The sequence below is a fragment of the Escherichia sp. GZ89 genome (genome assembly GCF_019366485.1).
GTDB classification, from domain to species: domain Bacteria; phylum Pseudomonadota; class Gammaproteobacteria; order Enterobacterales; family Enterobacteriaceae; genus Escherichia; species Escherichia fergusonii.
Genome location: NZ_JAEOHX010000022.1, coordinates 1 through 9835 on the forward strand (window position 1 = coordinate 1; position 9835 = coordinate 9835).

At 57.1% G+C, this 9835-nt stretch carries 14 protein-coding genes and 1 pseudogene; all 15 read right to left on the reverse strand.

Features of this window, described 5'->3' with window-relative positions:
* Positions 1-75: pseudogene (locus K0335_RS22745) on the reverse strand (homoserine acetyltransferase); the annotation flags it as partial.
* A 60-nt stretch (positions 76-135) separates the two neighbouring features.
* A complete protein-coding gene (locus K0335_RS21215) occupies positions 136-708 on the reverse strand; it encodes a tail assembly protein (RefSeq protein ID WP_024256662.1) in 573 nt (190 codons plus the stop codon).
* Positions 705-1448, reverse strand: coding sequence for a C40 family peptidase (locus tag K0335_RS21220; protein ID WP_002431460.1), 744 nt, complete (start codon positions 1446-1448; stop codon positions 705-707). The genes K0335_RS21215 and K0335_RS21220 overlap by 4 nt, the downstream gene beginning before the upstream one ends.
* Before the next feature lie 5 nt (positions 1449-1453).
* On the reverse strand, positions 1454-2152 hold the full coding sequence (locus tag K0335_RS21225; protein WP_001152612.1) for a phage minor tail protein L: 699 nt from the start codon (positions 2150-2152) through the stop codon (positions 1454-1456).
* Entirely contained in the window at positions 2152-2481 is a 330-nt protein-coding gene (locus K0335_RS21230; protein ID WP_000847336.1) for a phage tail protein, read from the reverse strand. The genes K0335_RS21225 and K0335_RS21230 overlap by 1 nt, the downstream gene beginning before the upstream one ends.
* Positions 2478-5039, reverse strand: a complete 2562-nt coding sequence (locus tag K0335_RS21235; RefSeq protein ID WP_219394101.1) for a phage tail tape measure protein — start codon at positions 5037-5039, stop codon at positions 2478-2480. The genes K0335_RS21230 and K0335_RS21235 overlap by 4 nt, the downstream gene beginning before the upstream one ends.
* A complete protein-coding gene (locus tag K0335_RS21240; protein ID WP_000459457.1) occupies positions 5032-5466 on the reverse strand; it encodes a phage tail assembly protein T in 435 nt (144 codons plus the stop codon). Before K0335_RS21240 ends, K0335_RS21235 begins: the two co-directional genes overlap by 8 nt.
* Positions 5448-5870, reverse strand: coding sequence for a phage tail assembly chaperone G (gene gpG / locus K0335_RS21245; protein ID WP_000479178.1), 423 nt, complete (start codon positions 5868-5870; stop codon positions 5448-5450). Before gpG ends, K0335_RS21240 begins: the two co-directional genes overlap by 19 nt.
* Positions 5871-5885: 15 nt before the next feature.
* Positions 5886-6626 (reverse strand): phage tail protein, encoded by a 741-nt coding sequence (locus K0335_RS21250; protein WP_001306179.1) that lies wholly within the window; start codon positions 6624-6626, stop codon positions 5886-5888.
* A 7-nt stretch (positions 6627-6633) separates the two neighbouring features.
* Positions 6634-7029 (reverse strand): phage minor tail U family protein, encoded by a 396-nt coding sequence (locus tag K0335_RS21255; protein ID WP_000683146.1) that lies wholly within the window; start codon positions 7027-7029, stop codon positions 6634-6636.
* On the reverse strand, positions 7026-7604 hold the full coding sequence (locus K0335_RS21260; protein ID WP_000975070.1) for a phage tail protein: 579 nt from the start codon (positions 7602-7604) through the stop codon (positions 7026-7028). The genes K0335_RS21255 and K0335_RS21260 overlap by 4 nt, the downstream gene beginning before the upstream one ends.
* Before the next feature lie 11 nt (positions 7605-7615).
* Positions 7616-7969, reverse strand: coding sequence for a head-tail joining protein (locus tag K0335_RS21265; RefSeq protein WP_000752976.1), 354 nt, complete (start codon positions 7967-7969; stop codon positions 7616-7618).
* Positions 7970-7980: 11 nt separating this feature from the next.
* Positions 7981-8379, reverse strand: a complete 399-nt coding sequence (locus K0335_RS21270; RefSeq protein WP_000158900.1) for a DNA-packaging protein FI — start codon at positions 8377-8379, stop codon at positions 7981-7983.
* Positions 8380-8420: 41 nt separating this feature from the next.
* Positions 8421-9446, reverse strand: a complete 1026-nt coding sequence (locus tag K0335_RS21275) for a major capsid protein (RefSeq protein WP_219394103.1) — start codon at positions 9444-9446, stop codon at positions 8421-8423.
* 55 nt (positions 9447-9501) lie between these two features.
* On the reverse strand, positions 9502-9834 hold the full coding sequence (locus K0335_RS21280; RefSeq protein WP_024256661.1) for a head decoration protein: 333 nt from the start codon (positions 9832-9834) through the stop codon (positions 9502-9504).
* Position 9835: the final 1 nt, after the last annotated feature.

The following is a 9835-nucleotide window of genomic DNA, read 5'->3' on the forward strand; positions in this document are numbered from 1 at the left end:
ACTCAGCAACTGCGTGGACTTCAGGTTGTCCTTCGCTTCGCGCGGGGTATGCCCCTTACTGCTGCCTTTACCCATTCGTCATGCTCCATATACGACAAAACCGCCCGCAGGCGGTTTCACATAAAACGTTTTGCATCAGCGACCAATCACCACAACCTGACCACCATCCCCTTCGTCTGCCGTGCTGATCTCCTGAGAAACCACGCGTGACCCCACGCGCATTTCACCGTACAGAACCGGCAGAACATTGCCCTGGGCAACCATGTTATCCAGTGAGGAGAAATAGGTGTTCTGTTTGCCGTTATCCGTTGTCTGTGTACGGGGAGTTCTGGCTTTCGGTGCCAGCATCTGCGCCACACCACCGAGCACCATACTGGCACCGAGAGAAAACAGGATGCCGGTCATACCACCGGCCCCAATGGCTGCCCCCCATGCTGCAAGGGTGGCTCCGGCGGTAAAGAATGATCCGGCAATGGCGGCAGCCCCCAGGACAATCTGGAATACGCCACCTGACTTGGCCCCGGCGACTCTGGGAACAATATGAATCACAGCGCCATCAGGCAGAGTCTCATGTAACTGCGCCGTTAACCCGGACGTGCTGACGTCCCGCCCGGCAATCCGTACCTGATACCAGCCGTCGCTCAGTTTCTGACGAAACACCGGGAGCTGTATGGCCAGTGCGCGGATGGCTTCAGCCCCCGTTTTCACACGAAGGTCGATGCGGCGGCCAAATCGTTGCAAATCCCCGTAAAGGCAGATGCGCGCCATGCCCGGTGACGCCAGAGGGAGTGTGTGCGTCGCTGCCATTTGTCGGTATACCTCTCTCGTTTACTCAGTTGTTCAGGAATATGGTGCAGCAGCTCGCCGTCGCCGCAGTAAATGGCGGCATGATTCGGCACCGATGAACCAAAACAGCACAGCAGCACATCGCCCGGTTGTGCTGATGACAACGGCACCTGATACAGCCCTGTGGCCTCCAGATTATCCAGATAGAGATTCTGACCGTTACGCCACCAGTCATCCTCGCGATGAAAATCCGGCATCTCAATCCCCGCCAGATGATAAGCATCCCGGAACAGCGTGTAACAGTCCGTCACCCCGTGCTCAAAGCGCCGCCCGGTGAGATGCGGCACACAGCGGAATTTATGAATCTCACCCCGGCAGACCAGCCACCACGGCAAATCACTCTGCACCTGCAGCCGCCGGTCGGCCTCACTCAGCCAGGGCAGACCACCGGGGTGGCTGTGGACCAGCGCCACAATCTCACCCTGCATTTCTGCCTGCAGCCAGTCCTCCGGCGACATCCGGAAATACGCCTCCGGCTCACCGGAGATATTCACGCAGGGGAAATATCTTTCCCCCTCCGGCGTTCTCACCACGAAGCCGCACGACTCCGCTGGCGCACATCGCCGGGCGTGCGCCAGAATCGCTGATTCTGTCTGTGTCATGGTATTTACTGCGAAAGTTTGTTAATGGAAAGGAAGCCGCCAAAGTTGCCGACGTTATTGCGGAACTTACAACCGCTCAGGCATTTGCTGCATTTATCCTTCGTGATATCGGACGTTGGCTGGTCATATTCATCCGCGACCGCCGGACCGTGATAACCGCACTCATCGCCGCGATAGGTCCAGGTGCAGGTGTTGGCCAGCATGATACGTCCCGGAAAAACAGCGCCGTCCGTTTCCGTCGGCGTGGACAGTACAAAAGAGGCACTCACCGCGCTCAGTTCGCTGCACTGCTCAATGCGCCAGCGGCTGATCACCTCCTGCTCCGGATCGGCGTCACTGTTTCCGTTGACGAAGTTCACCGCATCCAGAAAACGGGCGTAAACCTTACGCCGGACCACCGTTCCGCCGACCAGACTCTGCAGATCTTCCGCCATCCCGGTGACCATACCGTACAGGTTAGAAACCGTCAGCGTGGGGCGCGTACTGGTGCCTTTGCCATTCAGTTCAAAACCACTCCCCTGAATGGGATACGGCTGATACTGTCGCCCCTGCCAGGTGACCGGCTCACCTTTTTCGTTCTGCTCATTACAGAAAAAATAACGTTCTCCACCGACCTCTGTCAGATCGATTTCCCAGAGCACCACGCTGGCCGACTGCTCCGCACGGGTGCATTCATTCAGTGTTTCCTGCCGGATATCCTGCATCAGTTCACCACCTGTTCAAACTCTGCGCTGAACTCAACACGCAACATACGGACCTGCGACGACCATTTTGCGCAGGTCACCTTTATCTGCCTGTAACCATAAGGCGGCGTCCACAGAAAGGCCTTCCAGCCCCCGTGCTCAGCCAGAAACGACTCCAGCGCCGTGGCCTCTTCACGGGAGACAGACAGCGTCACGCTGTACGTTTTCAGGTCGGCATTCAGCCCGGCAGGCGCTCGCTGGGAATAGCCATCACCAAAGCGCACTTTCCTGACGGAAGGGGCCGAAGCCACATCCATACCGGGTTTCACTTTCCAGCGGAAGGTCTTCATCGTCCACCTCCGGAGAACAGACCACCATCGCGCATCTGTGTCTGAATTTCATCACGGGCACCCTTGCGGGCCATGTCATACACTGCCTTCATCATCTGTGGACCTGGCAGACCATTCGTACCGTCGTTCTGAATCACCACGTGATTGTTCTGATTAAAATTAATGCCTTCAGCCCGCCGCATCTGCGCCGGACTTCCGGCACCGCCCACATAACCACCCTCCGCATAGCCCCGCATCAGGCGGTACAGGTTGCCGACACCAATCCGGCTGGTTGCCTCCTTCGTGAAGACAAACTCACCACGGTGAACAATCCCCGCTGGCTCATATTTGCCACCGGTTCCCGTAAATCCTCCGGTCGCAAAATGGAATTTCGCCGCAGCTGCCTGAATGGCTGTACCGCCTGACGCCGATGCGCCACCACCAACAGCCCCGCCAATGGCGCTGCCAATACTCCCGACAATCCCCACCATTGCCTGCTTAAGCAGAATTTCTGTCATCATGGACAGCACGGAGCGGGTGAAGCTGCGCCAGTTCTGTTCACTGCCGGTCAGCATCGCCGCCATATTCTGCGCAATACCATCAAAGGTCTGCGTGGCTGCACTTTTTACCTGCGACATACTGTCCGTGACGCTCTCTTCCCACTCACTCCAGCCGGACTTCAGGCCTGCCATCCAGTTCCCGCGAAGCTGGTCTTCAGCCGCCCAGGTCTTTTTCTGCTCTGACATGACGTTATTCAGCGCCAGCGGATTATCGCCATACTGTTCCTTCAGGCGCTGTTCCGTGGCTTCCCGTTCTGCCTGCCGGTCAGTCAGCCCCCGGCTTTTCGCATCAATGGCGGCCCGTTTTGCCCGTTGTTGCTGTGCGAATTTATCCGCCTGCTGCGCCAGCGCGTTCAGGTGCTCCTGATACGTGACCTTATCGCCAAGTGCAGCCAGCTGGCGTTTGTACTCCAGCGTCTCATCTTTATGCGCCAGCAGGGATTTCTCCTGTGCGGACAGCTGGCGACGTTGTGCCGCCTCCTCCAGTACTGCGAACTGACTTTCTGCCTTCCACAAATCCCGGCGCTGCTGGCTGATTTTCTCATTCGCTCCGGCATGCTTCTCCAGTGTCCGGAGTTCTGCCTGAAGCGTCAGCAGGGCAGCATGAGCACTGTCTTCCTGACGATCGCCCGCAGACACTTTCACGCCGGACTGCTTCGGCTTTTTCAGCGTCGATTCATAGTCCTTTTTCGCCGCCGCCATCAGCGTGTTGTAATCTGCCTGCAGGATTTTTCCGTCTTTCAGTGCCTTATTCAGTTCCTCCTGGCGGGCGGTATATTTCTCCAGCGGCGTCTGCAGCCGTTCGTAAGCCTTCTGCGCCTCTTCGGTATATTTCAGCCGTGACGCTTCGGTATCGCTCTGCTGCTGCGCATTTTTGTCCTGTTGAGTCTGCTGCTCAGCCTTCTTTCGGGCGGCTTCAAGCGCAAGACGGGCCTTTTCACGATCATCCCAGTAACGCGCCCGCGCTTCATCGTTAACAAAATAATCATCCTTGCGCAGATTCCAGATGTCGTCTGCTTTCTTAAACGCAGCCTCTGCCTTAATCAGCATCTCCTGCGCGGTATCAGGACGACCAATATCCAGCACCGCATCCCACATGGATTTGAATGCCCGCGCAGTCCTGTCTGCCCAGGTCTCCAGCGTGCCCATGTTCTCTTTCAGGCGGCGGGTCTGGTCATCAAACCCTTTCGTTGCGGCCTCGTTCGCCGCCTGCAATGCCCCGGCCCCATCGCCGGAACGCTGCAACTGAGCAACATACGCAATCTGTTCCGCCGTCACGTTATGGAACTGGCGCGCCATCGCCGTCAGCCCCGACGTCGGGTCAGTGGTCAGCTTCCCGAAGGCTTCAGCGACCTTGTCCACCTCCACGCCGGATGCAGAGGAGAAACGCGCCACACTCTGGCTGATTGCCTCAAACTGCTCACCACCACGAACACCGGCATTCACCAGCGCCGTCAGTGACTCGCTGGTCTGGTTAAACGTCAGCCCTGCTGCCTGCCCGGATCTGGACAGGGCCAGCATACGATCTGCCGTCAGTCCCGCCTGATTACCGGAAAGGACCAGCGTTTTATTGAAATCGGACAGGGTTGAGTCACCCTGATACCAGGCATACGCCAGCGCACCGGTCGCCACCGCCAGCGAAGTGATACCAACCATCGGCAGGGTGATCGCACCGGCAAGCCCCCTGAACATGGGAATCATCCCGCCGAAGGAGTCCTTCACCTGACCACCCTGTTGCAACAGGATCAGCCACGGATTCTGCCCCCCTGCAAGCTGTGTGGCCACGTCGGTGAACTGCGCAGGCAGCATACGCATGGCGGCTTTATACTGCCCGACGGAAATCCCCGCTTTCTGTGCAGCCAGCGCCTGCCGGTTCATTGACTGTTCAACGACTGCCGCTGTTTTTTTCGCATCACTTTCCGTACCGGAAAAATGACGCCTGACTCTGGCCATCTGCTCGTCAAATCTGGCCGCATCCAGACTTAAATCAACGACCAGATCGCCTACCGGTTCAGCCATACCGGACTCCTCCTGCGATCCCTTCTGATACTGTCATCAGCATTACGTCATCCTCCGTCATGTCCGCCACATCCGGGGAAGCGGGGATAACTTCATTCCCGTCCGGGCCAAAGCGGACACCTCCGGCAAGCCCTGCCGCTTTCTGCATCAGCACATCATCTTCAGGCTCTTCGTCAGCCTCACGCCGGTTCAGCAGACTGAAATCCAGCGGATGCATATCCGGATCGCTGAAAAACAGGCTGAGCACGGTGTACGTCAGCCCGGAAAAGTGCATATCCAGCAGAACATCATGAAAATAATGGGTACTGTAAAAGCGGTGCCAGTCGGCATACTCCGTGGATGACATCCCGGCAAGCATGGCGCGCCAGTCGGGTCGCCCCATCTCGCGCGCCAGTTTCAGGGCAAAACTCAGCTCACCGTCGAACACTTTCCCGCAGAAACAGGCTCTGCAGGCCCGGCGTCCTCTGCCTGTTCAGGGGCATTATTCACCACAAACTCAGACATTCCGGACAGACGTAACACCACGTTTTCAGCCTGAGCAATTGCCTCCGTGGGCCAGGTGGTAAGCACTTCCTGCTCAATCTGCGTAATGGCTTCATTCATGGACGGCAGCTTTGTCTTCTGCGGATGGTTATGCCACAGAGACATCGCCACCAGAAACGCCCCGCCTCTGATAAGATCCTCTACAGACACCTGCAGGTTGCCACTGGATTCAGCCTTTTTTTCCTGCTCTTTCAACCAGGCAAGATGCTCAATACGCTGCAGGGCTGACAGTTCAGAAAGCGTGACGGTCACACCGTTATGTTCAAATGATTCGGTTTTCAGGAACATCGCTGACTCTCCGGATTAACTGGCGGTGACGGTAATTTCTGCAACCGCAGCAAACTCACCATTACCGGATACAACCGGAATGTTGACCTTGCCTGCAGCAACGCCGTTCACGGTGATGGTCATACCACTGACCGACACGGTGGCTTTTGTTTTATCCGCAGACACCGCACGGAAGCTCTTGTCGGTTACACCTTCCGGCTGGAATGCCACGGTCAGCGTGGTGCTCTGCCCTTTCACTACGGAAGCACTGGCTGGCGTTACCGTCATGCCGGTTGCTGCCGTCACCGTACTGCGATCTTCAGCCATCGACGGGCGTCCCACATTGGTGACCTTCACCGTGCGGGTGATCACTTCCTTAGCCGTCACCGCTTTACCGATACTGCTGACCCAGCCACGGAACACATCGACCGTGCCGTTCGGGAAGCGGATTTTATAGGCACGGGTATCACCTTCATTAAACCACGCCAGCAGCGCCTGCTGCCCCTGCTCTCCGGGCATCCACGCCAGCGTGAAGCTGGTATCTCCGGCTGATTTCTGCCCCTGCCCGGTCGCAGTCCAGTCCGCATCTTCATCATCGAGATAGCTGTCGTCATAGGACTCAGCTGTCAGTTCGCCGGGCGTCAGGTCTTTAACTTTTGCCAGACGCGACCAGTCCACGTCTGAAAGCGGGTTCGCATAAGGGTCACCGTTCCCCTTATAAACCCACAGTGTGGTCCCGGCACCTTTCACCGGCATTGTTGGATTTGGTACAGGCATAGCGTCCTCACATTTCATAGGTAATGACATAAGTCAGATCGGCTGAACTCCACAGGCCCGCATCATCGTCGCGTCGGTAGTCATAGCCACTGGCCACCATACTGGTGATCAACTCTGACAGTGCCGGGATATCGCTCATCACCGGATAAATCCGGGACTCCATCCACGAATCCAGCTCTGAATCCGGCACCTGAGCAGGCAGGAAAACTTCAATATGCAGCTCCGCCTGCCAGGTATCGCTGTCCAGCTCTTCGCCCGTGTATTCAGCGCCGGTGAGATAAACGGCAATTGCCGGAAAATCTTCCTCATCAAAAACAGCTGGGCGACCATCAAAAAGCGTCGCCCCGGTGTCATGCTTCTCCAGTGCATCCAGTACGGCTGCACGGAGTTCAGTATGTTTCATCGCTTTATTACCATTCTCAGTTGATGCTGCAGCGCATAGCCCAGCTCTTTCGGAAGACGCTCACGCCGTATCCGCTCAATATTCTGTTTAAACGCCGTGGTCAGCGGCACCGCCATCGGGATTTTCACCACATCAATGGGGTAACGGTTTTTCCCGGCCACACGCTGCATGACATGCCACCGGCCATTTTTCAGTTGTTGAATAAACGCGCCGGGAATACGACGGTTTCCCACCACAAGCACGCTACCGCCACCTTTCAGGGATGAACGCTGCCCCTTTTTACGACGCCTGCGGCGGGACAGGACAACCCGCGCATTACCCAGCTTGATTACGGGCAAATCCCCCCGGTTAACCTTGATTCTGGCCTGCGGATTTTTGACCGTGGCCCTTTTCAGCCTGGCCCTTTCCTTTACCAGTTTCCGGCGTACCTTTGTCTCACGGGCAACCTGTGACGCAGACTGCGATATCGCGGATGAAGCAACGCGGTTAATGGCCATTGCGGCGGCACCAGGCACCGCCGTTTTGCTGATACGGCTGAGGTTTTCAACGGCCTGCTCAAGACCTTTTATGGCCATACATCCCCCTTTCAGCGGCGACGGTTAACGGCAGGCGGTACGCCCCGTCCAAGCCAGAGATGACAGCTTCCGCCATCATCCGGCGAAACCCGGTCTACCCAGAAATTTTCCTCACCGATGGTCAGCGTGTCTCCACGCCGCAGCTGCCGCACATCATCAGTCCGGACAAACAGGGACGGGCTGGAGCCTTCAACGCGCACGCCCTGTCCGGCATAGCTGATATTTTCAGGGTCATCAAAAACACCACGTATCACCGCACCGGACTGCTCACCGGATGTAATGGTGGCTGACGTTCCCATGTACCCGCGTATCGTTTCATCGGCGCGGGCAATGGCAGCATCGAACAGGTTATCGAAATCAGCCACAGCGCCTCCCGTTATTGCATTCTGGCCAGGCCGCGCTCTGTCATTTCGGCTGCCACACCGGCAGAGACACGGAACGCTGTTCCCGGCAGCACAAATGCCACAGGTTCATCCCGGATGGCGTGAAGTGCATCAGTATGCAGCGTCACCAGTGCCACGACCGTGACCAGTTCAGCCGCATCCTGAATCACGGTGTCCGGCTGCGCTGATACCACCTCATTTTCATGCCCGGTCAGCGCATTTTCCGGGCTGAGAGGGGTGTCCTGACCGGCAGTGTCATCCGTGTCATCAAGCTCCTCTTCCAGCTCTGCCACACGGAGCGCCAGTTCTTCTTTCGTCCCCGTCAGGCTGACATCACGGTTCAGTTGTTCACCCAGCGAGCGGAGACGGGCAATCAGTTCATCTTTCGTCATGGACTCCTCCACAGAGAGAAAATGGCCCCGAAGGGCCATGATTACGCCAGTTGTACGGAAACGAACTCATCAGGGTCAGCCAGCAGCATCAGCGGTGCTGACTGAATCATGGTGAACTCACGCGCCGGATCGCCGGTGGTCACCCAGTTTTTCGGGTAACGGGCAGAGGCGTTAATGCCTTCGCGCTGTGCGTCCGCATCCTGAATGCAGCCATAGGTGCGCAGACCGCGTGCCTGAGTGTTCCCCAGCACCATCGTGTTGTCCGGCAGGAAGTTCTTTTTGACGCCGTTTTCCACGTACTGTCCGGAATACACGACGATGGCCACATCGCCATACATCCCCTTGTAGGACACTGCTTTGCCCAGGTCTTTCACCGCTGTCTCCAGTTCGGAATGAGAGCCGCGACGGGTATCCAGCTTCTCCCTGACGGCCTTGAAGGAACGGAACAGCGCCCAGCCTTTCGGGTCAAACACGATGATATTCACCACGCCGCTGGCGTTCAGCGCGTAGGCTTCGATATCGTCGGTCGGGTCATACGTGGACTTGTCACGCTTGCTCCACTCCGTGCCGCCGGACTGCGTGATGTTGTTCGCCGCACTGCGGCCCATATCCACCTCAACCGGATCGAAGGCTTCACCGGTTATGGTGTATTTGCCCTTGAGCACGGCAGAAACGGCCTGCATCTCTTCGACCTGGGCAATGGCCAGCTCTTCATCACGCATGTTCTGCATGATGATGCGACGGCGGCGGTAAGCCGGGTCCGCCAGATTCTGCGGATCTTCATCCGGCAGGCGACGCAGGGTCATCTGCGGATTCACCTCATGCTTGGGTTTGACATATCCCGGCGTAAATTCAGAGGTGGAGCCGCCACGGGAGCGGATAACTTCACCGGAAACAATCGGCGAAACGTACAGCGCCATGTTTACCAGTCCCGGAATTTGTGAGAGATAGACTTTCTCCGTGGTGAAGGGATAGCTCTCACGGAAAAAGAGACGCAGAAACAGCGGATCAAACTTAAATTTCTGCTCATTTGCCGCCAGCAGCTGGGCGGTTGTGTACATCGACATAAAAAAATCCCGTAAAAAAAGCCGCACAGGCGGCCTTTAGTGATGAAGGGTAAAGTTAAACGATGCTGATTGCCGTTCCGGCAAACGCGGTCCGTTTTTTCGTCTCGTCGCTGGCAGCCTCCGGCCAGAGCACATCCTCATAACGGAACGTGCCGGACTTGTAGAACGTCAGCGTGGTGCTGGTCTGGTCAGCAGCAACCGCAAGAATGCCAACAGCAGCACCGTCAGTGGTGCCATCCCACGCAACCAGCTTACGGGTGGAGGTGTCCAGCATTAGCGGGGTCATTGCAGGCGCTTTCGCACTCAATCCGCCGGGCGCGGTTGCGGTATGAGCCGGGTCACTGTTGCCCAGCGGCTGGTAATGGGTAAAGGTTTCTTTGCTCATCATA

Bases quoted from the DNA above. Each gene is read 5' to 3' on its own strand.
- K0335_RS21220 (WP_002431460.1), bottom strand. From the start codon at position 1,448: ATGACACAGACAGAATCAGCGATTCTGGCGCACGCCCGGCGATGTGCG.
- K0335_RS21225 (WP_001152612.1), bottom strand. From the start codon at position 2,152: ATGCAGGATATCCGGCAGGAAACACTGAATGAATGCACCCGTGCGGAG.
- K0335_RS21230 (WP_000847336.1), bottom strand. From the start codon at position 2,481: ATGAAGACCTTCCGCTGGAAAGTGAAACCCGGTATGGATGTGGCTTCG.
- K0335_RS21235 (WP_219394101.1), bottom strand. From the start codon at position 5,039: ATGGCTGAACCGGTAGGCGATCTGGTCGTTGATTTAAGTCTGGATGCG.
- gpG (WP_000479178.1), bottom strand. From the start codon at position 5,870: ATGTTCCTGAAAACCGAATCATTTGAACATAACGGTGTGACCGTCACG.
- K0335_RS21250 (WP_001306179.1), bottom strand. From the start codon at position 6,626: ATGCCTGTACCAAATCCAACAATGCCGGTGAAAGGTGCCGGGACCACA.
- K0335_RS21255 (WP_000683146.1), bottom strand. From the start codon at position 7,029: ATGAAACATACTGAACTCCGTGCAGCCGTACTGGATGCACTGGAGAAG.
- K0335_RS21260 (WP_000975070.1), bottom strand. From the start codon at position 7,604: ATGGCCATAAAAGGTCTTGAGCAGGCCGTTGAAAACCTCAGCCGTATC.
- K0335_RS21270 (WP_000158900.1), bottom strand. From the start codon at position 8,379: ATGACGAAAGATGAACTGATTGCCCGTCTCCGCTCGCTGGGTGAACAA.
- K0335_RS21275 (WP_219394103.1), bottom strand. From the start codon at position 9,446: ATGTCGATGTACACAACCGCCCAGCTGCTGGCGGCAAATGAGCAGAAA.
- K0335_RS21280 (WP_024256661.1), bottom strand. From the start codon at position 9,834: ATGATGAGCAAAGAAACCTTTACCCATTACCAGCCGCTGGGCAACAGT.